This window comes from Aneurinibacillus migulanus (assembly GCF_001274715.1).
Taxonomy (GTDB): Bacteria; Bacillota; Bacilli; order Aneurinibacillales; family Aneurinibacillaceae; genus Aneurinibacillus; species Aneurinibacillus migulanus.
Genome location: NZ_LGUG01000004.1, coordinates 3,567,430 through 3,594,418, shown reverse-complemented (window position 1 = coordinate 3,594,418; position 26,989 = coordinate 3,567,430). Strand labels below are relative to the sequence as shown.

General features: G+C 41.1%; 25 protein-coding genes and 1 riboswitch. Of the genes, 14 read left to right on the top strand and 11 right to left on the bottom strand.

Features of this window, described 5'->3' with window-relative positions; all coding sequences use genetic code 11:
* Window positions 1-8 precede the first annotated feature (8 nt).
* Window positions 9-413 carry a MerR family transcriptional regulator gene (locus tag AF333_RS18970; protein WP_043063331.1) on the top strand — a complete coding sequence of 135 codons (405 nt, stop codon included), beginning with the start codon at window positions 9-11 and terminating at the stop codon, window positions 411-413.
* Window positions 414-477: 64 nt separating this feature from the next.
* Complete coding sequence (gene glnA, locus AF333_RS18965) at window positions 478-1,812, top strand: type I glutamate--ammonia ligase (protein ID WP_043063330.1); 1,335 nt, start codon at window positions 478-480, stop codon at window positions 1,810-1,812.
* 171 nt (window positions 1,813-1,983) lie between these two features.
* On the opposite strand, the gene AF333_RS18960 is transcribed toward glnA, so the two are convergent.
* The 4 genes from AF333_RS18960 to tenA are packed head-to-tail and all read right to left on the bottom strand — an operon-like array spanning window position 1,984 to window position 5,596.
* A complete protein-coding gene (locus AF333_RS18960; RefSeq protein ID WP_043063329.1) occupies window positions 1,984-2,763 on the bottom strand; it encodes an energy-coupling factor transporter transmembrane component T family protein in 780 nt (259 codons plus the stop codon).
* A complete protein-coding gene (locus AF333_RS18955) occupies window positions 2,729-4,327 on the bottom strand; it encodes an ABC transporter ATP-binding protein (RefSeq protein ID WP_043063328.1) in 1,599 nt (532 codons plus the stop codon). Before AF333_RS18955 ends, AF333_RS18960 begins: the two co-directional genes overlap by 35 nt.
* Window positions 4,305-4,904 (bottom strand): ECF transporter S component, encoded by a 600-nt coding sequence (locus AF333_RS18950; RefSeq protein ID WP_043063327.1) that lies wholly within the window; start codon window positions 4,902-4,904, stop codon window positions 4,305-4,307. The genes AF333_RS18955 and AF333_RS18950 overlap by 23 nt, the downstream gene beginning before the upstream one ends.
* Complete coding sequence (tenA, locus tag AF333_RS18945) at window positions 4,901-5,596, bottom strand: thiaminase II (RefSeq protein WP_043063326.1); 696 nt, start codon at window positions 5,594-5,596, stop codon at window positions 4,901-4,903. The genes AF333_RS18950 and tenA overlap by 4 nt, the downstream gene beginning before the upstream one ends.
* A gap of 139 nt (window positions 5,597-5,735) precedes the next feature.
* A riboswitch (TPP riboswitch) is annotated at window positions 5,736-5,838 on the bottom strand.
* Window positions 5,839-6,168: 330 nt separating this feature from the next.
* Between tenA and AF333_RS18940 the strand changes: the two genes are divergently transcribed.
* Window positions 6,169-6,774, top strand: coding sequence for a hypothetical protein (locus tag AF333_RS18940; RefSeq protein WP_052520356.1), 606 nt, complete (start codon window positions 6,169-6,171; stop codon window positions 6,772-6,774).
* Between the two features lie 55 nt (window positions 6,775-6,829).
* Here the strand turns inward: AF333_RS18940 and AF333_RS37210 are convergent, their stop codons facing one another.
* A complete protein-coding gene (locus AF333_RS37210; protein ID WP_043063325.1) occupies window positions 6,830-8,203 on the bottom strand; it encodes a M28 family peptidase in 1,374 nt (457 codons plus the stop codon).
* 225 nt (window positions 8,204-8,428) lie between these two features.
* On the opposite strand from AF333_RS37210, the gene AF333_RS18930 reads away from it, so the two are divergent.
* The gene (locus AF333_RS18930; protein ID WP_043063324.1) at window positions 8,429-8,611 is read left to right on the top strand and encodes a helix-turn-helix domain-containing protein; all 183 of its coding nucleotides are present in this window, start codon (window positions 8,429-8,431) and stop codon (window positions 8,609-8,611) included.
* 120 nt (window positions 8,612-8,731) lie between these two features.
* On the opposite strand, the gene AF333_RS18925 is transcribed toward AF333_RS18930, so the two are convergent.
* From AF333_RS18925 to AF333_RS18900, 6 genes are all read right to left on the bottom strand, one after another.
* Entirely contained in the window at window positions 8,732-9,727 is a 996-nt protein-coding gene (locus AF333_RS18925; protein WP_043063323.1) for an MBL fold metallo-hydrolase, read from the bottom strand.
* Window positions 9,728-9,876: 149 nt separating this feature from the next.
* Window positions 9,877-10,689, bottom strand: coding sequence for a DUF2935 domain-containing protein (locus AF333_RS18920; protein ID WP_139189022.1), 813 nt, complete (start codon window positions 10,687-10,689; stop codon window positions 9,877-9,879).
* A gap of 155 nt (window positions 10,690-10,844) precedes the next feature.
* Window positions 10,845-12,737 (bottom strand): ABC transporter permease, encoded by a 1,893-nt coding sequence (locus tag AF333_RS18915; RefSeq protein WP_043063321.1) that lies wholly within the window; start codon window positions 12,735-12,737, stop codon window positions 10,845-10,847.
* On the bottom strand, window positions 12,712-13,488 hold the full coding sequence (locus AF333_RS18910) for an ABC transporter ATP-binding protein (protein WP_173585706.1): 777 nt from the start codon (window positions 13,486-13,488) through the stop codon (window positions 12,712-12,714). The genes AF333_RS18915 and AF333_RS18910 overlap by 26 nt, the downstream gene beginning before the upstream one ends.
* A gap of 206 nt (window positions 13,489-13,694) precedes the next feature.
* A complete protein-coding gene (locus tag AF333_RS18905; RefSeq protein WP_043063320.1) occupies window positions 13,695-14,681 on the bottom strand; it encodes a sensor histidine kinase in 987 nt (328 codons plus the stop codon).
* Window positions 14,682-14,695: 14 nt separating this feature from the next.
* Window positions 14,696-15,385 (bottom strand): response regulator transcription factor, encoded by a 690-nt coding sequence (locus AF333_RS18900; protein ID WP_043063319.1) that lies wholly within the window; start codon window positions 15,383-15,385, stop codon window positions 14,696-14,698.
* Window positions 15,386-15,752: 367 nt separating this feature from the next.
* Between AF333_RS18900 and AF333_RS18895 the strand changes: the two genes are divergently transcribed.
* The 10 genes from AF333_RS18895 (at window position 15,753) to AF333_RS18855 (ending at window position 26,969) form a co-directional block, all read left to right on the top strand.
* Window positions 15,753-16,520 (top strand): ABC transporter ATP-binding protein, encoded by a 768-nt coding sequence (locus AF333_RS18895; RefSeq protein ID WP_043063318.1) that lies wholly within the window; start codon window positions 15,753-15,755, stop codon window positions 16,518-16,520.
* Window positions 16,507-18,438 carry an FtsX-like permease family protein gene (locus AF333_RS18890; protein WP_043063317.1) on the top strand — a complete coding sequence of 644 codons (1,932 nt, stop codon included), beginning with the start codon at window positions 16,507-16,509 and terminating at the stop codon, window positions 18,436-18,438. Before AF333_RS18895 ends, AF333_RS18890 begins: the two co-directional genes overlap by 14 nt.
* 15 nt (window positions 18,439-18,453) lie before the next feature.
* Window positions 18,454-18,789: a YxeA family protein gene (locus AF333_RS18885; protein ID WP_043063316.1), complete on the top strand. Its 336-nt coding sequence runs from the start codon at window positions 18,454-18,456 to the stop codon at window positions 18,787-18,789.
* Window positions 18,790-18,959: 170 nt separating this feature from the next.
* The gene (locus tag AF333_RS18880; protein WP_043063790.1) at window positions 18,960-20,411 is read left to right on the top strand and encodes an IS1182 family transposase; all 1,452 of its coding nucleotides are present in this window, start codon (window positions 18,960-18,962) and stop codon (window positions 20,409-20,411) included.
* Window positions 20,412-20,791: 380 nt separating this feature from the next.
* Window positions 20,792-20,971, top strand: a complete 180-nt coding sequence (locus tag AF333_RS35765) for a hypothetical protein (protein ID WP_235496602.1) — start codon at window positions 20,792-20,794, stop codon at window positions 20,969-20,971.
* 224 nt (window positions 20,972-21,195) lie between these two features.
* Window positions 21,196-22,911: a methyl-accepting chemotaxis protein gene (locus tag AF333_RS18875; protein ID WP_043063738.1), complete on the top strand. Its 1,716-nt coding sequence runs from the start codon at window positions 21,196-21,198 to the stop codon at window positions 22,909-22,911.
* Between the two features lie 587 nt (window positions 22,912-23,498).
* Window positions 23,499-24,350: a GNAT family N-acetyltransferase gene (locus tag AF333_RS18870; protein WP_043063737.1), complete on the top strand. Its 852-nt coding sequence runs from the start codon at window positions 23,499-23,501 to the stop codon at window positions 24,348-24,350.
* 59 nt (window positions 24,351-24,409) lie between these two features.
* Complete coding sequence (locus tag AF333_RS18865; RefSeq protein ID WP_043063736.1) at window positions 24,410-25,501, top strand: hypothetical protein; 1,092 nt, start codon at window positions 24,410-24,412, stop codon at window positions 25,499-25,501.
* A 301-nt stretch (window positions 25,502-25,802) separates the two neighbouring features.
* A complete protein-coding gene (locus AF333_RS18860) occupies window positions 25,803-26,531 on the top strand; it encodes a hypothetical protein (RefSeq protein ID WP_043063735.1) in 729 nt (242 codons plus the stop codon).
* Window positions 26,532-26,582: 51 nt separating this feature from the next.
* Window positions 26,583-26,969: a GntR family transcriptional regulator gene (locus AF333_RS18855; RefSeq protein WP_043063734.1), complete on the top strand. Its 387-nt coding sequence runs from the start codon at window positions 26,583-26,585 to the stop codon at window positions 26,967-26,969.
* Window positions 26,970-26,989: the final 20 nt, after the last annotated feature.

Here is a 26,989-nt window from a genome sequence, read left to right as displayed (position 1 = left end):
GATATGGTATGAAAGATGAAATTCGCCGTAATATGGCCCTTTTTCCGATAGGAATTGTTATGCAGTTGACGGAATTAACTGCGCGTCAGGTCCGTTATTACGAACAGCAGGGGTTAATTGCTCCGGAGCGCACGAAAGGCAATCAGCGCCTGTTTTCCTTCAATGATGTAGATCGCCTGCTAGAGATTAAGGCGCTGCTTGAAAAAGGGCTCAACATTGCCGGTATCAAGCAGGTACTTGCGATGAAGCAGGAAGGCAAACACGATAGTAATGTGCTTGACGAGAAAATTGAACAGAAGCGCAAAGAATTGACCGACCGTGAACTGCGCGACATGCTAAAGCAACAGATGTTCACGAGCCGACCGGGACAAACGTTGCTTAATCGGGGGGAGCTTTCCCGCTTCTTCCATTAATAACTTATAAAAATATACAGGGAGTCTCCTTGCTAAGGAGAGAACTTAAGGAGGTAGTTTGGAGATGGCAGCAAAGTATACGAAAGAAGATATTTACCGTTTGGTAAAAGAAGAGAACGTAAAATACATCCGCTTGCAGTTCACAGACTTGCTCGGAACCATTAAGAACGTAGAAATTCCGGTCAGTCAGCTTGAGAAAGCGCTCGACAACAAAATGATGTTCGACGGTTCTTCCATCGAGGGATTTGTGCGCATCGAAGAATCTGATATGTATCTGTACCCAGACGTTGATACATTCGTTATCTTCCCTTGGACGACAGAGGGAGGCAAGGTTGCACGCTTTATCTGTGACATCTATACTCCAGACGGTCAGCCTTTTATGGGGGACCCCCGTCAAATCCTGAAATTCGCACTGAAAGATATGGAAAGCCTCGGCTTTAACGCTTTCAACATCGGACCGGAACCGGAATTCTTCCTGTTCAAGCTTGATGAGAAAGGGCAGCCGACCAATGAATTGAATGACCAGGGTGGATATTTCGACTTTGCTCCTCTGGATCTCGGTGAGAACTGCCGCCGCGATATTGTACTGACGCTTGAGCAAATGGGCTTCCAAATTGAAGCATCTCACCATGAAGTAGCGCCAGGCCAGCATGAGATCGACTTTAAATATGCGAGTGCGGTAGAAGCAGCTGACCAAATCCAAACATTCAAACTCGTTGTTAAAACAATTGCTCGTAAACATGGTCTGCATGCAACCTTCATGCCGAAACCGTTGTTCGGTATTAACGGATCGGGTATGCACTGCAACATGTCCTTATTCTCTAATGGCAAGAATGTATTCGAAGATCCTTCCACAGAGCTTGGCTTAAGCGAGACAGCCATGCATTTCCTGGCAGGTATCGTGAAAAATGCACGTGGCTTTGCTGCCATCACCAACCCGACCGTAAACTCTTACAAGCGTTTGGTTCCGGGTTATGAAGCGCCTTGCTATGTGGCATGGTCTGCGCAAAATCGCAGCCCGCTTATCCGTATTCCTGCTTCCCGTGGTATGAGTACCCGTATCGAAGTGCGTAATCCGGATCCGGCAGCAAATCCGTACCTGGCACTGGCAGTTCTGCTGGCTGCAGGTCTTGATGGTGTGAAAAACAAACTCCAGGCTCCAGCCGCAGTAGATCGCAATATCTATGTGATGAATGAAGCAGAGCGTAAAGAAGCGGGCATTGATAGCCTTCCTGCAACGCTAAAAGAAGCAATTGAAGATCTGAAAGCGAACGAAGTCATCTGCAAAGCATTGGGTGAGCATGCACTGGAGCACTTTGTAGAAGCAAAAGAAATCGAGTGGGATATGTTCCGCACAACGGTTCATCCGTGGGAGCGCGAGCAATACATGAACTACTAATCGTAAAGTAAAGCTTTCATCATCAGAGGAGGAATAACCTTCCCTGATGATGGTTAGTTGCACTTATCGAGATCTTACTGCCCATTAGACCGGGAAAAAGGAAAAGGAAGCGTCCAGGTAAGTCGGATGCTTCCTTTTCCTTTTATTATAGATATATTGTGTTACGCTTGGTTATGCGCTGTTTCCGGTCCAGGCCCAATGAAGCCAGCCAAATGAAAAGGATAGTGCGGTAAGACCAAGAACCGCCGTGAAGAGGAGAATGCAATACATCCAGTCCATTCCTCGGATGGTAGGCACATGATAATACGTACGAGGTTTGGCACCATCGAATCCGCGAGCCTCCATTGCGACCGCCACGCGTTCTGCTTTGCGGATGCCCTGAGTGAATAAGGGAAGCGTATAGCGGGCGAATGATTTTAGTTTTCCTTGTGCATGGAATCCACGGATTTTGTGCGCAGCTTTCATCTGTGCCAATTCACTCTGAAATAGGGGGATGAATCGTAATCCTGCAAGCAATCCATATCCCCACTTTGGAGAAAGGCGATACTGATGAATCATGCTCATTACAAGCTGGGTTGTATCAGTAGTAGACGTAAAGAGCAGACCGTATGTGACGAATCCAAGCATGCGAAATGCAATGGTCAATCCGTTGTATATGCCTTCCTCTGTAATGCGAAACCAGGCGAATTCCCATACAATATGCTCACCTTTGCCGAAGGCGGCCAGCATCCAGAACACGAGCAGAAAAAAAGCAAAATAAGGCACAATACGTTTAATAATATACTGTATATTCCAGCCGCCGAGGAGTACGCCTATAACAATGGAAAGTATCCATAGTAGGGCGGAGGTGACAGGGTCCGCGATCATCATCAAAAATAGCATAACTACTAGGTGTGCTGTTAATTTTACAGCCGGATTAACGCGTGCCAATCGGGTGCTGGTACCGTTCATTACGCATCCTCCTTTCCCATTCGTATGATAGCGGGCGAATGAGACCGGGAATCTCTTCTTCGGAAGAGAACAGATGATAAGGGGCCCCATCAAAACGAATAGTACCGTCTGAAACCCAAAGTACACGGTCTGCATATTGATCCACTATATCCATATCATGGGTCACCATAACGATGGCTGTACCTTGCTTCTTACGCTGCATAAGACGGGCAAGCAATTGATTAGATGTAGCCTCATCCTGTCCAAAAGTCGGTTCATCAAGCAACAGGAGCTTTTGTTCGAACAAAAGCATGGTCGCTACGCTTAAACGCCGCTTCTGTCCCTGACTTAAGGTGAATGGATGTGCATCTCGGTGTGCATCCAAGGAAAATTCCTGCAGCAGGCGATGTGTCTTCTCGCTGAGTACTGATTCATCAAATTTGCGGATACGCCCGCCAAAGGCGACTTCATCGTATACCCGATCCGTAACGAATTGGAGTTCAGGATTTTGAAATACAAATCCGACCTGCTCATACAGCTTTGTGGCTGGCCATTTGCGGATAGGGCGATCTTGGATATAGATGTCGCCCCGTCGTCCCTTTTCCAGTCCGGCCAGCGCTTTTAACAGCGTACTTTTGCCTGCACCGTTCTCCCCGACAATGGCTATCCATTCCCCTTTCTTAATGTCAAACGAAATTTGCTCTAGCACATTCGTTTTACCGTAGCTAATGGTAAGATCGCGCACATTGCAGATGTCCGGTTTCTCCTGTCTGGGCGTCTGGGCGCGCTTTTCGCTTTGTTTGAGTGAGTCGCGCCAGGTGATTTGGAGCGTGTGGGAGGAGTCGGCACTCACTTCGTCCATCGTGTGCGGGAAGAGACGGGGCCGCCAGATGCCGGCGGCCTCGATTTCTTTGCTATATCGGCGTAGGACGTCTTGCGGTGCACCCTCTCCGATGAGGTTTCCCGTAGCATCCAGAAGAATGACGCGATCCATCCAATCGATGAGACCGTCCAGCACGTGTTCCACGAATACCATCGTCATGTCGGATGCAGCTATCGATTTGAGCAAGTAAAACACATCCTGTCGTCCCTGTGGGTCGAGCTGTGCTGTCGGTTCGTCAAGAAATAATACGTCCGCTTCGAGGGCCAGCAGGCAGGCGAGCGCTAGACGTTGCTTCATACCGCCAGATAGTGTCTCGATAAGCGTATCCTTCGGCACGAAAAGGTTCGCCTGTCTCATTGCCGCATCGATACGCGCGTCCATCTCGTTCCGTGGGATGGCACGGTTTTCGAGGCTGAAGGCAATTTCGTCTCCGACAGTAAGCATGCAGAATTGAGCGTCCGGGTCTTGAAACATGACGCCGACGGAGGCAGGCCGTATGATATCGCCGGTGACCTCCGCTTCAATGGTGCCGGGAATAATACCGGATAATACGGATAAGAGCGTTGATTTGCCGCAGCCGCTCGGACCGAGCAGCAATACTTTTTCCCCTTTTTGCACCGAGATGGTCACATTTCGTAATGTAAGAGAAGGTGCTCCATAGAAACGGACAGATACATCGTTACATGCCAGATACGGAGCCATACGTATCACCTTGCTGTTCTCTGCGTTGTCGCATGATTTCGTATTGCTGAAGAGTTCCGGTTTTCGCAAGCGATTCGGCAATTAGCTTTGCGAGCAATCCACCCAGAATGGCACCGCTTATGATACGTAGCGCGAATGTGGCACCCAGCACGCCTGGAGTAAAATAGCCAAATCCGTTGGCCAGTAAACTATACGCCATGCTGCCTACTGCCGCTAATGCACCTGAGAGCATGAGGGTGGACAGCGAATATTTTTTATAACGGAATAAGAAGAACGCCATCTCTGCACCCAGTCCCTGGCAAAAGCCGATTAGCAGAGAAGAGAGGCCAAAGTGGCTACCGGTGAACACCTCAACAGCAGCAGCAGATACTTCGGCGATAAGTGCAGCCCCTGGCTTACGAATGATAAAGGCGATAAGTGGACTTGCCAACACCCAGACCCCGAACATGACCTCGGCCCCAACCGGCCCTACAAGGGCCGAGACAGGGAGCCAGAGTGTGGACCAGCCGAGATATAGGACGCCGCAGGCAATCGACAACGCCACGGTTAATACGACTTCTCGCATTTTCCAGTTCATCGTGTAGCCGCCTCTTCCAATGCCACTGGCCATGCTTGCTTCGTATAAGCCATATCCCAGAACATGTATTCCAACTGGCAGCTTGTCAGGAAATGCTGTTTCATTTTTTCTTTTTCGGATTCACTCGCTGCTTCGGCCCAGCGGTCGAGACGCGCACGGAAGCGGTCGGTGAGATCATTCATCGATGCTTCGCCGTAGAACGTAATCCATTCATAGAAAGGATGGGAAGGGGTTGGTTTAACTTCATCTACAAGCTTGCGCCCGATTTCGAGGTAGGTCCACGGGCATGGTAGAAGTACGGCCAGAATTTCTCCGAGTGTACCTTCATGTGCTACAGTCAGCATGTGACGGATGTAGTGGCTTGCGTTCGGAGCAAGCGGGTATCCTTGTACATCTTCATAGCGAACTCCGGCTACCCGGCACAAGTTGTTGTGAGGATGGGCTTCACCATGCAGTACGAACGAAACCTGCTCGGCGAACATACCCATATCATTGCGGTCCTCGCATTTAGAGATAGCGATGCCATAGATGCGTGCAAATGCATTGAGGTATTCAAAATCTTGTTTTACATAATGAATAATTGATTCTTTATCCAAATCACCGTTCGCGATTCCTTGTACGAACGGATGGGTGAAAATTGCCTCGAAAATCGGATCAGCCTCTTGGCGAAGTTGTTCAGTAAACGTTAACATAACAAATTCCTCCTAAAAACTATTTTTTTCAGAAAGAAAGATTTCCACCAGGGGTACATCCCGAATAAAAAAGCCGCTCTATCAGCAGAGCGGCATACGAGACCAGAAAAGTAGTGCCATCTGTGTATAAGACGATGGCCGGTCAACGATACCACTTCCCTACGCTGGTATAATCCAGATCAGGTTCGAAGGGATTAAGGCTATACCTTATCTCAGCCATATCGGCACCCCCAGTGGACTTTCCTATGAAATTATCCGTAGAATATCAGGTTCTTGTATCGCTGTCAAACCTTTTATTCTTACAAACTTTTTTTCTTATCGGATTTCGGACGGAAAGATTTTCTGTAGAAATGAAAGAATGAAGGGGAAAAGCTTAACTTTTTTGCAACTTTTTTATAGCTAGTTGCATCTATAATGATAGTGAATATAAAATAAAATCTAGAGGTGTAAGGAGGGCATGGTCATGGGATGGTCGCTTCTTTCCATAGGAGTAGCGAGCGTGCTGTTCGCCGTGTTTTATAATCTATTGTCGAAGGCTGAATAAATGCAGAAATGAACGGAGACGAGACGATATGGGAGAGCATCAGACAGCGCAGACTGGAAAATGGAGAGGGTTGCGCTGGCTTCTGCTGGGTGTCGGAGTTATTTTCTTACTAGTATATGCATCCGGTCATGTAGAGAGCTATACGGAAAAGACGGCATATGAGCAGGCGATTAGAAGCATTAAGGAACAGGATTGGGCCAAGGCACAGCGGCAGCTTCAGGATGCGGATAACACAGAGGATGCGCATATGCTACTCAAATATGTAAAAGCCCAACGTGAATTTGCCGCCGCAAAAGCAGGGAATTCGGATATCAATAGGTATGCGGCTGCTCTTAGTGAATTAAATGATGTTCCAGATACATACAGAGGCGATTTACACCAGGACATTATGGTGCTGAAGCGTGAAATAAGGCAGGCATGGCAAGCGCGTTTGAAGCAATCGCAAGCGGAGCGGGCGAAGCGGCAGGCGCCTAAAGTCGGTATGACAGAGGAAGAAGTGCGGAAATCGAGCTGGGGTGAGCCGAAATATATTAATCAAACGAAAACGGAAAAAGGAGTAGTGGAGCAATGGGTATACCCGGCGTACCAGTTTGTCTATTTAGAAAATGGAAAAGTAACCATTGTTCGACCATAAGAACAAAGCGCTCCTGTACGAAAGTACATGCGAGCGCTTTGTTTTTTTGTGAGATTTAGTTTTCCAGTTCGACCTCTTTTTTTGGATAATCAACCCGCTCGATATTCAGTTCGCCAGGGCGGGCTGCCTGATACACCGCTGACCCGACAATATCAGCCACATTATCCAGTTTTTCTTTGCTGATTTTATCAAGAGTATCGTCCTTCGTATGATACCAAGGCTCGACCGGGGCATGGATAAATAACGCGGCTGGTATGCCTAGCGCATGGAACGATTCATGGTCGCTCCGCCCTTCTTGACCGTAAGGGAGCACTCCAGAGAGGCGAGAACTCGCAGCAGCACCCAAATCGGTCACCCTGTTTTTCTCTCCGTCAATAGTATACATAATCAGATCCCCAGCATCCTTGCTGCCCACCATGTCCATTTGGAACATGCCGATCGTGCGTTTGATTTCGTCTTCACTCAGCGATGCCGCATATTTCTCAGAACCAATGAGACCGTTTTCCTCAGCACCAAACGTAACGAAACGTAATTCGGTGTCGGTTTTCATTTTAGCCATAATACGTGCCAATTCGAGTGTAACGGCAACACCTGAGGCATCGTCATTGGCGCCCGGTGCGTCTTGTACGGAGTCATGATGTGCGCCGATAATAATAATGTCATCGGTATTTTTCTTATTTGCGTTCGGTTTTTTTGTAGCAATGACGTTATGCGATGTTAGTGTTTCCACTTTTGCTCCGGCCACTTTTACGCTTGCACTTACAGCTTCACCGTTCTTCAATTTGGCCGCCAGCGCTTCACCGTCCTGTTTGGTAATACCGATTGCAGCAACAAAGGATTTGTCTGCACCACCTAATGTACCGTTCAGCTTCCCGTCAGCATTGTTATAAATAATGACGGCCTTTGCGCCTTGTTTGGCGGCATTGCGCACTTTATCAGCGAATGAAATTTCACCACGTTGGATGAGCGCGATTTTACCTGTTAAGTCCTTACCTTTTACATCTGCTTCCGTACCAAGCCCGACATAGACTAGGTCCGCTGTTATTTCTCCGTTCGGAGAATAAGTGAAGGCTTCGGCTGTGATGGCGGCATACCCCGCTTTTACCACTACATCAGATGGTGCGGTATACCCCTCGAATTGAAACGGTTGCACCTTCGTTTGATAGCCGAATGATTTGAATTGCTGTTCGATGTAGCGTACAGCTTTTAATTCTTCCTGTGAACCGGCTACACGTGGAGCTTGGGACAACTGTTGAATCGTACGGTACATGTTTTCAGCATCGGTTTGCTTTACGATCTGTTGATCGAATGACTTTTGAGACTGCCCATGTTCTGCTTTCTCTACTTGTACCGGTGGTGCTGCATAAACAGATGTGCCGCTCGCAAGCAGACTAGCTGCAAGAAGAGTGGATAAGAATGATTTGCGCATTACGTACTTCCTCCCTGCTTTTTGTTTTAAATGTTTCGATAATTAAAAATTATGCAGGATATACCAAATAATGCCAAGGGTAATCAGTCGGTATTACATTAGGAAAGGAAAAGGAGATTTTCGATGTACTGCCCATTTATTTATATGAAAAAAATAACAAGAAAAATTTTGTGTCCGGGTATAATAGAAGAAATTTTATGAATCATCGTTTTTATGTGAGCCATTATGATGCTTTTTATTATTCATCATCTATCCCCGCTACGCGTATTGGATCGTAAAACGATCGAAAAAGCGTTGCAGCATTTTGGTACGACCGTAAACGGAAAAAAACAGGCGGCGTGTACGCTTGGCATATCGCTTGCGATATTGTACAACAAAATCAGGAAATATCATCTATTGAAGGAATGATGAAACGGATATGGCGGCGGTCGTACTGGAATGTACAAACCTGCCGCCATACCGGGAGACTATTCAGAAGGGGGACTTATCTATATTTAATAGTGTAATGTTGACCAACTATGTGAACCGTTACAGTAGGGAGGAGGTATTTGCTACACCGGGCCACTGCTTTGGTAAAGGCAGTGTAGGAGACCATTCCGATCCGGGAGAAGTATACGGTGCACCGGCGATCAATCGGCCATCATCTGCTCGGACGGCAGCCCCGGAACGGATCATCTCCTCAAGAAGCGGTTCGACAAAGCGGTGTGGTTCGGTTTTAAAGGCATGACGGCTGAAATCATGGAACCAGCCACAGGTCATAAGGTACTCATGTATCTTTTCTTCGGGTATACCGTCCAATATCATAAGCGCATAGGCAAAAATGCGTTTGCAGCCGTGCCAAGCAACCTTCTCAGGCGTATGTAGCCATTTCTCTAACCGTCTTCTTGCGTTATCAATGGATGTAATAGGGTCATCTATCGCCGGGCCATGACCTGAATAAGCACGGCAAATCGGAAGAGCGGCTAAACGATCCAGGCTTATGAGGCTACGCTGCAACGCTCCGCTCCCTTCGCGAAAAAGGTTAATCCATCCTACATCGTTTTCGTGAAAAAGATCACCGACAATCAAGGTTTGTTGAGCCGGAGCATACAAGGAAATATGCCCTAATGTGTGCCCAGGAGTGTGTATAACTTGTACGGGTACACCGCCGGCATCAAGTTCATCCCCATCAGAAAGCATGCGATTCACTCTATACGGCTCGACCGGCTGATCCAGCCATTCTGCGCTGCATGCTTCTTGATCGCGAGAATTAATCACTTCCCCTTCCCAGCAGTGCGCAGCAATAGGAATACGATAATTTGTCTGAAACGTATAGTTGCCTCCAACATGGTCGCTATGATAATGTGTATTGACGATAAGTGAGAGATTTTCTGGTTTGACCCCGGCTTCCCTCAATAGCTCTTCGGTCTCGGAGATGTCACTGCCGAATCCTGTATCGACAAGAATAGGTTGTTTACCATGCAGCAATATCATGTTGGCACTGGGGAAAGTACGCTGAAAAAAGTGAATGGGAGAAATAGACATATAGTATTCAGCTCCTATCCTAATAAGTGAGCGAACGCTCGCTCGAATTTTTCTTATATTCAAACTATAGCATGAGTTTTTAAAGAAATCTACAAATAAGCAGCCATCCCTATTTCGGTCTGACTGCTGTAAAAAAGAAGTTTATTCTATTAGTTGTATTCGATTCTTGGTTTATCGGGACGGCAGTCGGGCTGTTTTACGTTTGAAGTTTCCGCCAGTTTGGTCAAGTAGTAACACTCTTCCCGTGACATATGATCGGGCATAAGTGGAGAAAGAGTTCCTAGCAACGATGCATGAATATCCATCTCTTCAATCTCTTTCAAAAACTGAAGAAACACAAACATTTCTAACTCTACTTGCTTATTGAACCGCTCAAGGGCCGGAAATTGAGAGAGGCGGGTCCGTAAATATCCGGCGAATTCAACCGCTTTACTATATAAGTCCTCAAAATGTTTAGTGAATGTTTTACTTCGCGCCTTAATATCACGCTCCACTTCATCTACTTCACATGTAATCGCTGCCGCGTGTCCTACCGCATCCTGTAGCCACAAAAGATGGTGGTGCACGGCATGGCACGCCGGAGGACATTGCTCTTGTATGAGATAGGAAAGGATGCGTACGTATTCATCGAGTTCATTTACCATATGATTCAAAAATGTAGGAGAAAGATGAAGACCGATGCTTCCGGTTACGTGTCTGCGCAAAAGATGAAGCTTATATTCGCGTAACCGCCCCGTCCATTCGAATGCCTGCCTGGTTAGAGCAATAAGCTCCGCCTGCGATACATCTTCCCGGCGTGCCTGTTCCAACAGCGTATCAAAACCTTGAATAAATACGGTGGCCATATCGATTTCCTGCTGTTCATTCACCGCGAGCGACATGCGAATAAACCGGGCATGATCACCAAGAATCTGTAGCCAGAAACGGTGCTCAAACAGTGCCGATTTTTTATATTTTTTCATGTGCATTCCTCCATTTTGATGTCAGGCAAGCTCTCTTTTTGAATGAAGAGAGAAAGTTCACCTCATCATTTTATGGGTGCGCACCTAGAATGGTGTCTGCTTAAGCTGGGTTGCCGTCCTGGCTATGGGATAGCCTCGGTTCGCTGTCATGGTTATTACATTAGTGCTCGTTTTACATGATGAATATAACGAGTACGCATAAATAAGAAATAAAAGACTTGTATTAGAAAGAAACTTCCAAGTACCAATGTGGATTCTTTTATAAGTGAATACTCAAACATATGCTGTAATGCAGTTAACGCAATGGCACCATGAATCGTAGCTACAATAATGGGTACAAAGAACAGTAAGGCAAGTTGTGTTGTGATTACCTTTGTTAATTCTTTTTCAGTTAGACCGAGCTTAGTGATCGCATTGTATTGTCGTATATCATCGTCTAGATCACTATAAAGACGAAAATACAAAAAGCTTCCTGCTGCTACAAAAAACACAGCTCCAATAAACAATCCAACAAATAACATCAAGCTCATTCCTTCATTTGTTTTTCCGATATCAACGGCTAACGAAGAAAAAGAATAGGCTTGATCAGGTGAAGGAGTGATCTGTTTTAGAAGGGTGTTTCCGATTGAACGTGTTTCTTGCCACCTGTTCACATCAAAGAAATAGTAGTTTTCTTCTTCTGTGTTCCTCATTTTATTGTAAATTAAATCAGGAACAACTAATAAATTAAAACTCGTTCTACGTAGCGGAAAACTTGAATGAGTTATTGCTTTAACAGGATCAAGTGTAATGTTGCTTTCTTTTAATGTGATCTTTTCGTTCTTGTTAAATTGGTCTACACCTTTTTTTGAGTATGGGAGATATATCGTTTCATTTCCTTTTAGTAAGACTGTTTCTTCATTTTCGCTCTTGGCATATTGATTAAAAATGGATTGCTTAACAAGTGTCACTTCATTGCCTGTTCGTAAACTTGTTTCATTTTTTGCAGGCATGTTTAATTTTTTGTATTCAAGTTTTTCCTTATTTAGTTCGTGTTCAATAAGGGAGATATGTTTCATTTCTTGTACATTATTCTTTTTTGATGAATAGGTAAAGGCATAGGGTTTTTCACTTGTCATGCTATCAATCATCATAGAGCGAAGTCCTACCAATGTGCCAATAGATGCAAAAGCAACGGTTGATACGATCGTTACAATGAAAAAGATTCGTGCATTATCTTGCATACGATAAGCCAAATTTGATAAAGCAATCATATTTGTTTTATGACGATAAAGCTTTTTGTTGTGCTTTAGCGCTGAAATAATTGAAACACTAAGCTGCGTAAATAAGAAGTACGTTCCGATCGACACGATGATTGTGACGGGTATCATGGCAAAGAAAACCCCTTCTTTTCTTACAAGCAAGGCGATAACATATCCTGTAATTAAAAGAACAGCTGCAAGTAATGATAACCAAATAGATGCTTTGGGTTCCGGTTTCGGTTTGGCGCTTCCTGTAAATAGATCAATTAATTTGTTGCCACGTAAGATGGTGGCAGTAAAAAGAGAGATAAACAGGAAAAGTGTAAGGAATGCAATAAATGTAAAAATGATGGCTTTCCATGGAAAGTAAAAAGGCAGCCTTCCTACTAGTCCTATTGCATTTTCACCTATAAGCAGCAATGCCTTCGCGAAGATGAGCCCGGCTGTAATTCCTGAAACAGTCGCACCGAAGCCGATTATCATATTTTCGAGAAATACGAGTAGTTTTAATTGAAAGTTAGAAATACCATGTATGACAAAAATGCCGAATTCTTTTTTTCGAGATTTTAAAAAAGTGCTCATCGAATACAAAACAAAGAAAAATGAAAATACATAAATAATCGATTCCGCAAAGCGCATCCCTAATGAAACATAGTTACCAAGGTTTTCATTTGATAAAGATGGGTGGAACGCAAATATGGCATAAACAAAGAAGACCATGACAGAGAACATACTGCTAAAGAAGTATGCGGCATATGTTCGTTTATTTCGAGTTACATTTTTAAAAGCTAATTGATGAAAGGTCATGTGAATTTCCCCCCAGTAAAGATAAAACGTCGATAATTTGTTGAAAAAAGGCTTGGCGATTATCGCCACGATAGATTTCGTTATATAGGCGACCGTCTTTAATAAAAACAACGCGGTCGCAATAACTTGCGGCTAGAGCATCGTGTGTCACCATCATCATTGTAGTTTTGTCTTGCTTATTTATCGTCTCTAATGTTTCCATTACATCACGAGATGATTTTGAATCAAGATTTCCTGTCGGTTCGTCAGCTAACAGCAGTTTAGGTGCATGAATAATGGCGCGGGCGATCGCTGTGCGTTGTGCTTGACCACCGGAAATTTCATATGTTCGTTTATTCAAGATTTGTTCGATTCCAAGCTTCTTTGCGATAGCGTGTACTTTACTGTCCATTTCTTTTACGCTAATTCCATCTAATGTGAGAGGAAGTACAATATTCTCTTCAACGGTTAATGTATCGAGAAGATTAAACGATTGAAACACAAATCCTAAATCACGGCGGCGGAAGAGTGCCAAGGCGTTTTTCTTTAATTGATGCGGATTCTTACCGTCAATTAATACTTCTCCAGATGTCGGAGAATCGATCGTTGACACCATATTCAGAAGTGTTGTTTTCCCGCTCCCTGATGGTCCCATAATTCCGACAAATTCACCTTTTTCGATGTTTAAATCAATATCTGATAAAGCTTTGTATACTATTTTTCCACCGTAAATTTTGCTAAGTCCACGAACCTGTAGCATTTGTGTTTCCATAATGACAGCCCCTTCATATGTTCTTACAGTTCATCATAAAGGCTTACTATAGTCTCTCCAATCGAAAAATCTTTCATTTACCTTACATTGATGTAAGGTATCACACCCTTGGTAAGGTATAGTGAAAAAGTAAGATAATATCGATAAATTTTAACCCCAAAACAAAATGTTAACCCGTATCACTTTTAGTGAATACGGGTTATTTATTAGTGATTAGAATATGGAAAGATAATGCGAGCAATGGTGCCTTTATTGATTTCAGATTCTAACTCGATTTTATGATTTAATTTTTCACATACTTCATGGATGAGGTACAACCCCATCCCGGTAGATTCCTTAAACCTCCGTCCATTTTCTCCTGTATAGAACGGGCGAAAAACACGAGATAAATCAGCCTTTGGGATACCTATTCCACGATCTTTCACCTCAAGGATAACGGCACGATTTTTTGGATAAGCGTTCACTGTTACGTTTTCCCGACTTCCTGCAGAGTACTTAATGGCGTTAGATAACAGTTGATTAAGGATAAATCTGAGCCATTTTGCATCCGACTCTACAGTTAAGGCAGGATCGATGCTTATTTCCGGATATACCTGATTGCGAATGAACAGTTTCTTATTTTCATGAATGACGTTATGAACAACCTCGTGTAATTGAATCCTTTCAACTCGGAAGTCATGCTCGAACACCCCGAGTCGTGCAACATATAGAACCATTTCTAACCCTTTGCGCATTCGATCTGTTTCTTCAGCAATGCTTTCAAAACGAGGGTCATCCTCATCTTGTGTAATCAGCTCGATTACAGAAAGAGGGGTTTTCATTTGATGGACCCATTGATTCATAAATGTAAGATGTTCAGAATTTTTCCGTTCCCACGTTTTTAGTTGGTTTTGGCAAAGTAAATATTGAGTTTTAAGCAATTCATCAAGAGCTGTTGCTAATGGTGCAAAACCCGTTTTTTCCGTGAACTCATCTAAGTTTTTAGGGGGAGCTGATAAACGCATGTAAAATGAGCGATAACTGAAATACCGATACAATAAATAGCCGATTAATAAACAAACACCTAAAAATACCGAATACAGGGCGGTAGAAAGATGACGATAACCATCAAGCCAATAAATAAGAAGAACAAGAAATAATTGAGCAATAGTAAAGAATATAAGCGGAATATGGTCTCGTAAAAAAAGTCTCATTATGTTTCACCATTCTAATACGTTACATTGAAACGATATCCGGCCCCCCGAACTGTTTCAATCGCATCATGAATCCCTAGCTCTTGTAATTTTTTACGTACGCGCGTTATGTTGACATTTAACGTATTATCATCAACATAAGATTGATCATCCCAAAGCTTTTCCAAAAGTGTCTCACGGCTAACGACACGGGGGAAACGTTTTAGAAGTGTTTCTAAAAGAACTGCTTCTTTTTTGGTTAACGTCGTTATTTGCTCGCCGAGTTTCAGTTCCATACGCTCGGGGTACAGTATAAGACCTTCTTGTTCAACAATACGTTCTTCCATTTTGGGTGCATACGCCCCATATGATCTTCTCAAATGGCTACGGATTTTAGCCATAACGACATCGTAATAGAAAGGTTTTGTTATATAGTCATCTGCACCGTTTTCAAGTGCCATGACTTGATCCATTTCACCAGCTCGTGCCGAAATAAATAGGATGGGACAAGTGGAAATGGATCGTATTTGCCGACACCAATAATAACCGTCAAAGCTTGGCAAGTTTACATCTAGTAACACTAAATCCGGCATAATGTTACGGAATAAGTCAAGCACATGATTAAAATCTTTTGTGACAGTAGCCTCATACCCATACTTTTCGATATGTGAATGAAGTAACTCTGCGATTTTTGTATCGTCTTCAACAATCATAATTTTATTCATTAGAATTACTCCTTTAAGTATTATCAGGATACAATGAGATTAACAAAACATTTGAAGGTTGATCAATATGACGTTCATTATAGCACAGCTTATTGTTTTTACATTTATTGTAGCAATTGGAGGTGTAAAAAGCTTTAAATGCTGAGGTTACATAAATAAGAAGTGGTGTTTAAAAAGCTGATTTCCCCGTAACAACAAAGGGAGAATCAGCTTTTTATTTTTAAACAAATCTAGATCCTTACACGGATGTAAGGGAAATGAAAGGTTATTCGATAGAAACGATGAATGGTGGTGTTTTAAACTGTAACACGTGATGAGCCAGTCATGTAAAGGTTATTGCAAGAAAGAATTTATGGAGGGCAATGAGATGAAGACAATCTTACAGGCAAAAAATGTAGAAAAAGTCTTTGGTTCAAAAGGAAGTGCTTTTACAGCACTAAAGAATATCAATCTTGAGATTAAAGAAGGTGAATTTGTTGGAATCATGGGCCCATCTGGTGCAGGTAAGTCAACGCTTTTAAATATTTTTTCCACCATTGATACAGCGTCATCGGGTGAAATCAATATAGACGGTAAGAATATCGTTACGATGAAAGAAGAACAATTATCGGACTTTCGCCGCGATAAGCTAGGATTTATTTTCCAAGACTACAATTTACTTGATACGTTAACAGTGAAAGAAAACATTTTACTGCCACTTGCCTTATCTAACGTGCCGGTAAAGGAAATTGAAAAGCGGGTCGAGAAAATAGCAGATACATTTGGCATTCGGGAAATCTTAGATAAATATCCGTACCACATTTCCGGTGGGCAAAAGCAGCGTGCTGCTGCATCTCGAGCGATTGTGGCAAATCCAAGCTTGATTTTAGCAGACGAGCCAACGGGTGCATTAGATTCGAAATCTGCCACAAGTTTATTAGAAAGCTTAAGCATATTAAATGAAAGGAATAAATCAACCATTATGATGGTTACGCACGATGCCTTTGCGGCCAGTTTTTGTAAACGAATCGTGTTCATCAAAGACGGTCAGCTTTATAAGGAGCTTTATAAAGAGGGGCAAACTCGCAAGGGATTCTTCCAAGAGGTGTTAGATGTCCTGGCTTCACTTGGAGGTGGGCATAGTGACGTTATTTAGTATCGCGAAAAAAAATATCAAGATGAATTTTAGTAATTATTTTTTATACTTTGCATCGATGATTTTTAGCATTGTTATTTATTTTACATTCGTTTCATTAAAATATGATAAAACGATTCAAGCGACTTCAGATGGTTCTACAAAAATTAGTTCTGCATTTAGTGGTGCAGCGGTCGTGTTAATGATTTTCGTGGCGATTTTTATTTGGTACTCGAATTCCTTTTTTACAAGAAAACGCAAAAAGGAAGTTGGGCTTTATTCTTTGCTAGGTGTTCGAAAAAAACAAATTGGCAAAATGCTTTTTTATGAAAATTTTATTATGGGGCTTTTAGCACTTATTATCGGGATTGCTGTTGGTTCTGTATTATCAAAGTTGTTCGTCGCACTATTAATGAAACTTATGGGCTATGAAGTAGTTGGGAACTTTTCAATTTCAGTTGCCGCAATCATAAATACAGTGATTGTTTTTTTACTGATTACATTGATTACTTCATTCCAAGGCTATCGATTAATTTATCGCTTTAAATTAATTGAGCTATTCCAAGCTGATAAAGAAGGCGAGAAAGAATCAAGGGCATCTTTCATTGTCGCCTTACTGTCCATTATTTTAATTGGCACAGGATATTGGATTGCTCTTCAAAACTTAATGGATTCAAAAGTTTGGAAAACGCTTGGCTTTATGGTTACACCGATGGTCATTTTAGTAACCGTTATACTTGGCACTTATTTCTTATTTAGTACATTGACCGTATATGTATTAAAACTTTCGAGAAAAAACAAAAAGAGCTATTGGAAAGGCATTAATATCATTGGAACATCGCAACTCTTATATCGCATGAAAGGAAATGCTCGGACGTTAACGATTATTGCTGTACTTAGTGCAACAACATTAACCGCTGTTTGTACGGCGTATAGCATGTATTATAACAATCGAACGAATGCCGAAAAATTCAATCCAAATAGCTTCATGTTTATAGATACAAACAACAAAGTTTCACAAAAAGTACAAAACATTATGAGTCAAAATAAAAATCATCAAGTCATTTATCATGCAGCAATCCTCACACTGGAAGTGGAGGCAGACATTACGGGCTTTAAAAATGAATTTTATGGAAATGAAATGAGGTATACGCTTATTTCAAATCACGATTTTAACAAATTAGCAAAAGAGCAAAAACGTAATGAGAATCTTACTTTAAAAGGTGAAGAAGCGGTTGTCTTAGACGCAACCTATATGGATAGTATTTCACCAAAATATGTTGGTTCAAGCATCTCGTTTAAAACGAACAAAAAGGTGCAACACATTACGTTTACAGATTTCAAGAAATATAGTGTATTCAACCTTTATACTATTCAAAATTCTATTGTCGTAAGTGATGAGTTATTTGCCCAATTACAGTCTGAAATAAGGCCGCTGAACGTAGAAGCTTATAAAATTACAAATGATGATGATGCAAAACAATTGTCCAAAGATGTACAAGCACTTGTTCCAGAGAAAGCAAACTTGTCAAGCTTCTATGCTGATTACTCTGCCGGTCTTGAATCATCGGGGCTACTGATCTTCATGGGCGGATTTTTAGGATTAGTGTTCTTAGCAGCAACGGGTAGCATTATTTATTTTAAACAGTTAACGGAAGCTGGCGCAGATAAAGGCCGTTATGAAATTTTATACAAAATTGGTGTAAAGAAAAAGGAAGTGCGTAAATCAATCGCAAAACAAATGTTATTTATCTTTGCTTTGCCTTTACTTGCTGGAATCGCTCATTGCGCTGTTGCCTTAACTGCTTTATCCAATTTAATGCAAACAAACTTAGTTCTTCCGGTCGTTATATGTATGGGCATATATACAATTGCCTACATTGTTTATTATTTCCTAACGGTCAATTCTTACTACAAAATTGTGATAAAAACAAAATAGATACGAGGAGAAAAAATGAAGAAAATTATAACTATTATATCTGTTATAGCGGTTGTTGTTATTTTTGGCGGATTATTTGTTATTCAAAATGTGAATTTTAACAAACTTGGTACAGAAAAGTATTATGTTCAGACTAAAGGGGAACCAAATGATTCTGGTGAATATACCCTTCCTGGCTATGATAAGGATGGGAAAGAAAAGACACTTACATTTATGAGAGCTGGAAAAGATCGTAGATTTAAAGAAAATGCCTACTTATGTGTTTATGTAAAAGATGAAAAAGGAGTTACTTCTTATGAAGAGGTAAAAAAAGAAGATATACCTGATAAAGCAAAAGAAAAACTACAGTAAAAAGTATGCTCTACGTAAATAAAATGGGGCAAACAATTAGAACAATCCCCCTCAAGGCGAGGCCACTGAAAAAGTCCTCTTGACCTAAAAAAGGTATCATCCCTCCATTTGTGAGGAGATTATACCTTTTTTCTGTATAATCAAGGTATCAATTTATGCGGGTGGTTACGATGATTCAAAAACAACAATCCATGATCTTCAGTCCGTTTATGGCTATTTATGATTTGGTCATTCCAAAGGATAACCTGTTGCGAAAAATTAACGAACTGATCGACTTCTCTTTTTTATATGACGAGCTTAAAGATAAATATTGCCTTGATAACGGTCGAAACGCCATCGACCCGATTCGTATGTTCAAATATTTATTGTTGAAGTCGATCTATGACTTGTCTGATGTCGACGTGGTTGAACGTTCGAAATATGACATGTCTTTTAAGTATTTTCTTCAAATGGCGCCTGAAGAGTCTGTGATTGAATCAAGTTCATTGACCAAGTTTCGGAAACTGCGTTTAAAAGATATCGACCTTTTGGATATGTTGATCAATAAGACTGTAGAAATCGCCATTGAAAAGGGGATTATCAAAAGTAAAGCCATTATCGTCGATGCCACTCATACGAAAGCTCGGTACAATCAGAAGTCCCCTAAAGAAATCCTGATGGATCACTCAAAAAAGTTGAGAAAAGTCGTATATACCCTAGATGAAACCATGAAAAACAAGTTCCCCGCCAAAAACGCAACGAATGTATTGGAAGATGAGATCGACTACTGTCAAAAGCTTATTGACGTGATCGAAAAGGAAGGCAGTATTTCCGAGTATCCAAAAGTAAAGGAACAGGTAAACCGTCTTAAAGAAGTCGTCGCTGATGATATCGAACCGTTGCCGATCTCAGAAGATCAAGATGCAAAGGTGGGGCATAAAAGTGCGGATTCTTCGTTTTTTGGATACAAAACACACATAGCCATGAGTGAAGAACGGCTGATCACGGCCGCAACCATTACGACCGGTGAAAAAAATGACGGAAAACAATTACAGACGTTAGTTGAAAAAAGTGTGGCAGCTGGCATGGAGATTGAAACCGTAATTGGTGATACTGCTTATTCGGAAAAAGGAAATATTGAATATAGTCAGGAGAACGATATCAAATTAGTCGCTAAATTAAATCCTTCCGTTACACAAGGGAATCGAAAGAAGGAAGATGAATTTGAATTCAATAAAGATGCAGGAATGTATGTATGTAAAGCAGGACATATGGCGATCCGGAAAGCTCGACAAGGAAAAAAAGGGGTAGGTAAAAATCAAAAAAATACGTACTATTTTGATATTGAAAGGTGTAAGCGATGTTCTTTTAAAGAAGGATGTTATAAAGAAGGAGCCAAAAGCAAGAGTTATTCTGTTAGTATTAAATCCAACGAACATGTAGAACAGGAAAAATTTCAAGAAAGTGAGTATTTTAAAGAAAAATCGAAAGAACGATATAAAATTGAAGCTAAAAATAGTGAGTTAAAGCACCGACACGGGTATGATGTGGCGTCATCCTCGGGTCTTATTGGTATGGAATTACAAGGGGCAATGGCTATATTTACAGTGAATTTGAAAAGGATATTGAAACTAATGGGTTAAAAGCGAGAGATACAGCTAGTGATAACGGGGAAAAAGACGACTCTGCATTCAAATACTGAATTAGAGTCGTCTTTTTTGATGAATCAATTTAGTTACTCTAAAAAACGCTAGTTTTTCAGTGGCCTCCTCAAGACGAGGGGGTTTTTGCTATTGTGTGTCTGGCCATCGGGCCAAATGTATGAGATTTGTGATGCTTAATCGGTATACAACGTATGTGTTGATTTCGAACGTTTGATAGGCATGTAGCAATGCCTCAAATAGATGGACGATCGCACACTTTATATTCTAAAAATTTAGAATGCTATCATATAGAGAGGCTATACCAAAACAAGCAATCATGATTCCAGAAAAACGATTTATCCATACTATATACATCTGATTTGATACATCGACAAATTCTTGTGGTGAGAGGGAAGAAAAGAAGGAAGAGCGGTGGGCGGAGCGGTTGGAAAAAGGCACGTTTGCCTTTCTTCTGCTGGAGCGTAGGGCGTATCCAATCCTCTTCTTTTTCTGAATCGCCTCCTTCCAACCACGCTATCGTGTCAAAATATCAAGTGTAATTTATATAGTTTATAGTCTCAAATAGAGTTAAATTATTTTCGAAACTATTTACTTTAAAAAAAACAGCCGATAATGTAAGTGAGTAGTGATACATGATACTTTTTTGGATGAATATGTAATATACAAAATATACCATGTTTCATTATTTAAGACGTAGTTTTTTGAGGGAATTTTCTCCTATTAATTGGAGAAAGAATAATAATTATAGAAAAGGGGTTGTTCTATGAGTGTAGTGAAAAATTGGAAAGTCAGCAGAAAAATATTTGGATTGATTTTTTTAGCAGGAATCTTCCTTATCGCTGTTGGTTGTGCAGGGTATTATTCAATTCAAAAGGCAAATGGATACCTGGATGAAACCTATAATAAACGGCTCGTTCCGGCACGATGGGTGGGTGAAATACGTACGAATATGAGAGAGATTGACTCCTATATTCTTGAACTAATGTTGACAACAGATACGCAAAAAAACAGGAAGCTTCAAAATTCGATTAATGAAAAGGCCAAACAGACAGATGAATTGTTGCTCCATTTAAATCAAAAAGAGGTAGATGAAAAAGAAAAGCAATTATTGACCGATTTTCAACAGGCGCTAAACGTATATCGAAATATGAGAAAAGAAGTTTTGGATTTGGCAGAAAATAATCGTAACGTAGAAGCTTATCAAGTATATGTCTCTAAAGTGACTCCGATCAGTGAAAAGTCTAAAAATATTTTAGAGGAACTGTCCATATATAATCAAAACTTGGCTAAAGAAACGAATGAAGCGAGTGACAAAGTTGCTGTACAGACAACATGGATTATCATATTACTCACGATAGTATCACTGGTTTTATGTTCTAGTGTGGGTGTATTCCTTTCCCGTATGATTACTCGCCCTTTACAAGACATCCAGAATTTAATGCAGAAGGCAAAAGAAGGGGATTTAACCGTATATGGGACCTATCAGTCGAAAGATGAGATTGGAAGGTTAACAGCTGATTTCAACGATATGATAGCGCAACTACAAGCAATCATTAAAAAGGTCAGCGATAGTGCTGTAAGTTTATCAGCAAGTGCACAAGAACTGTCTGCTAGCAGTGAACAAACTTCAGAGGCAACCCAACATATTGCGGTTGCCATTCAGGAAGTGGCCAATGCGGCAGAAACACAAGTGAAAGGAATGGAAGAGAGCGCAAGTGCAATGGAGGAAATGGCCATTGGAATTAACAAAATTGCGGAGTCGTCTTCCTTTGTTTCTGAAGCTTCAAATGAAGCAGCAAAAAAGGCGGAGAGTGGAAATCGGACCGTACAAGCAGCAATGGAGCAAATGCGTGATATTCAATCTTCTGTAGGTGAATCAGCAGAAGTAGTCAAACGATTAGGGCTACGTTCGAATGAGATTGGGAAAATCGTAGAGGTGATTACGGATATCGCATCTCAAACGAACCTTCTATCTTTAAACGCAGCGATTGAAGCTGCACGAGCAGGAGAGCAGGGTCGCGGATTTTCAGTAGTAGCAGATGAAGTACGTAAGCTAGCTGAACAATCGAAAGAATCAGCAGAAAACATCGCTCTTATTATTAAACAAATTCAAAACGAAACGTCTATTGCTGTAGCTACTATGGAGAAGGGAACTCAGGATGTGAAAAACGGAGTTGCCACTGTACAGGGAGCCGAAGAAGCATTTGAACACATTGTGCAAGTTATTGAAAATATCGCTTCTGAAATTCAAGAAGTATCAGCAGCTTCAGAGCAAATGGCAGCCGGTTCAGAACAGGTAAGTGCTTCTGTAACAGAGGTAGAAAATAGCGCAAGGATGTCGCGGGATCATTCACAGCAAGTGGCAGCAGCTTCAGAGGAACAATTAGCGTCTGTTGAAGAGGTTACAGCAGCCACGCAGGAACTGAATAAAATGGCACAAGAGCTACAGGAAATGACAAGTCGATTTATATTAAGGTAAAGGGATGAAAAGCTTGGCTATATTTCCTGGAAGAAAATAAATGTCGTTATAGTTTCGTGCTGTGTTAGAGAGTACAATCACGGGAAATTTTACTGTCGTTAAAAATCAAATGCATAAGAGTATATAAAGAGCCAACATGGCACTTTAAATCGGGTGTAGAGAAACTTGACGGTTTTTCACACCCGATTTTATTTATCGAGAGAAAAAGCATGGGAATCTAAAATCCTTTTTGTTCCAGAGTCCCTGCTTAGAAATTACAATGCCGTTTAAAAGCAAAGTGAATAAATTTTACAAAATATTGAAAGCCATATGGATAATTAAAATATGAATTATATAAATATTTTTTTCTTCCATTATATAGAATAAGTATAGTATTATATTCATAGACCGAACGTTCAGTCTGTAAATATAAGGTGTCCCATGTTCATATGATTACTTATTCGTAATGGAAGAAGAAAGGGCGGTAGGCGGGAGCGGTCGGAAAAAGACATAACATCATTTATACTCCTTTTATTTGTTAAAAGAAAGGAAGTGAATGAATAAGTAGATTAGGATATGAAGAAATATAAGGTCTACTTATTTTACGTATGATTCATTATAAAAAATGTACCGAAGTAGAGCTGACCTCTGTATATAGAGCGTTTCAAGCTGGCTTTTCTGATTACATGATAAAGATGGATATTTCGAAAGAAGATTTTATAAAACGGTTTCTTGGACCAGAAGGAAATAAGCTAGAGAATTCTTTTGTGGCCTTGAACGAGAATAAACCAATCGGAATCATTCTTGGCGGGATTAAAGTGTACGAAGGTATACCAACAATGCGATGTGGAGCATTAGCGATACACCCTGAATTTCGAGGTAAAAATGTAAGTAATAAACTTTTTGAGTTCCATAAAGAAGAAGCATTACGTAATGGCTGCAAGCAATTATTTCTCGAAGTTATTGTTGGAAATGATAGAGCCATTCAATTTTATAGGAAGCTTGGCTATGAAAAAGTGTACGATTTATCCTATTATAATCTGAATGATTTATCGAAATTAATAACTAGCAATGTAGAAGGTATAGGAGTGAAGAAAATTCAGTTTGATGAATTTCGAAATGGAATACAGGATTGGTTACATTTCCATATAAATTGGCAAAACGATATTGATTATATGGAGAAAGCAGAAAATAATACATATTATGGTGCCTATTTTAATAAAAAACTGGCAGGGTGTATTTGCGTTAGCACAAATGGGAAAATAAGCTTTTTTTTCGTAGATAAAAATTTTCGAGGCAAAGGTGTAGCTTCCTTCTTGTTACAAACAGTATCCAAGGAGCTACAGCTTTCAACCCTTTCTATCGGATTCCCTAATAATAGTCTATTGGAAGGATTTTTAAAGAAACAAAGCTTTATAAAAAATACGCTGGCTCAATATGAAATGTATCTTGTTTTGTAGTCGGTATGATTTTTACAAGTAGCCAGGTCAGTATATGTCCAGGTAAAGGAGAATATAGAGTGGAAATACACGAAATATCGGAGCAATTACAGACCATTAAACATTCAAAAGCCTTATGGAGCGTATTCGATTATAAAAAATGCAAAGATGTCTATGGCTATGACAGCAACGGGTTGAGCAGATACGCATTAATTATACAGCTTCAATACGATGCGACCCTGACTGAAAATGATAAACCGCTCCTGCGATATTTGATGAAAAATGAAATCGATATGCACAAGTATCATCCGTATCAAGGACATTATGAATCGATGGATATCGTGGCTTATTTGCTGGCAAAGTTTAGATATGTGAATCATATCCAATTGTTCGAGCAGGCGAAATTATGTAATTTTGATACGTATTATGGTTTTGACACTGAGTATTTGTTCTCAGCAGGGATTGAAGAGACGATAAAGTATGTGGAACAGAATGATTTGTACCGGATTAGCTCTTATTTTCAGGAAATTCAAGACGAAATAGAAACGATGTATACTGCAGAATACCTGGAACAATGGTTTCAATCCAAGGTCAGGTGGTATCCCACCAATATAGAAGAGGAGAGTCTGATTACTTTAATGGACAGAGCTGTCGTATTTGGTAATATTGAGGAAGCAAGAGTATTACTGAGGCAACTGGAGGAGTCTCTGAAACCTGAGGAAAACCATTTTTCCCTATTATATTATCGTTCTAAAGAGCTTGAAGAATACGACAAAGCGCTGTACTATTTAGAAAAACAGCTCCCTTATGCTGAAGAACCGTTTGACAAAGTGTCACTATGGTTGAACTTTGCAGAGCTCTATATGCTTAAACAGGAATGGGACCAAGCCTTTGAGAGTGTTAAGCAATGCGAGAAGGAGCTTAAAGCCTTTTCTTCCTGGAAACGTACCGGTTTGGGAAGAAGCTTGACCGAAACGTTATTGGATATCAGCTTGGCCGTCAGAGAAAGCGATAAGTCTCTTGCTAGAGAAGCTTATCGCTGGGCCGATCAGATGCTTAAAACGACGAATAATAACAGCTATGTAATTTTAAAAAAGGCTCACCAGTGTGCCAAGGCGTTTCATCTCAAAAAGGAGTTTCGATACGGAGTATTCTCGCCTAAAGAAAGATAAAATTTAGTTTTATTTAAGATAAGAAACTTTTATACCTCTCAAGCGACAAAAGTAAGCTATTCTTTTTGTAGATTATTACATGGGGAATAGCTTATTTTTATTTTTGAATAGGATATAGCCTTCACTTGATGGATTTGTGCTGGAATTCCAGTTAAGCATTGACAATAAATAAATGCGGTGATTATACTGTGTATAAATATATATACAGTGAGCACAGTGCTTATGGAGATACAGTACGCTATATGGCACTGGCTACCGACGATACGGAGCCATGAATTCGGCGCAGAAAGAGGGATGAACATTGAGCAATCGATATAACAAAGCATGGACGCTCGTCCGAACGGATCTCGTACGTTTTAAATGGGGGGTCGTTTTTACTTTGCTATTTAGTGTGTATATGGGTGTCACGAGCTTGGTTATGATAAACCACTTATTAGATGAAAACGAGGAGAAGCTGCGATTCCTCAGCGGGATGTTGGATTTTGTATATATGATTACACTGCCGAATTTTGGATTTTTCTTCTCGCGCAGGTCGATGCGCTATTTACAAGAGGATTCTTATACAAAATGGATGATGAAACTGCGCACCTTGCCGATTGATATTCGTACGATTGCGGTGTCGCGTATTATGCTGATGGCTGTCGCCTTTGCACTTAATATGTCCATTTTTATTCTTATCCAGGTTATCTTCAGCTCCGAGCTTAGAACAGAGTTATCCCCGATTTCCATAGCTGCTTACGCCTTCATGCTCACTGCGTTTGCTATGATTATTAGTTTGATTTATATCATGATGGAGTTAAGCTATAACGGCAGGAAATTCATGAAGAACATCTTCATCACACTAGGTATAGTCACGGTAATCTCGATTATCATTGCCTTGTCGGGAGGGAGCGCCGTATTAACCGTCATTTATGTTGCCGAGTATTACCCATGGTTAAGCAGCATTTTAGCTTTAGGCATTATCGCTTGTGTATTTATGTTCGGCATCACGGAAGCAAGCAATCGAATTCGCAAACGGGATATCATATAGAACGATTTAGAAAAGAGCATGTGTCTAGATAGCAGGAGGTGGTTAGTAGCGGTGTTTATGCCTATTCAAATTAATGAAAACAGTTCGGAACCGTTGTATGCCCAAATCAAACACCAGCTTCGTGCGCTTATTTTAAGCGGCCATCTTGAAGGGGGAATGCTCCTTCCGTCTATACGTGAATTTGCCAATCAATTGCAATGCAGTGTAATAACGGTAAGAAGGGTGTATCAAGATTTGGAGAATGAGGGATTACTTCGAACAAAGCAAGGGACCGGTACATTTGTTGCACATGTTCATGTCGAAGAACGGGATCGCTATCGACGGCACGCGGTGGAGCAAGCTTTAGAAGAAGCCGTTGACGCTGCCATTCGGGTCAAGATATCGAGAGAGGAGCTAGAGCAGCTACTGCAAGATGTGATTCAACGGAAATGGAAATAGAGAGCAATCGAAACCGGAGT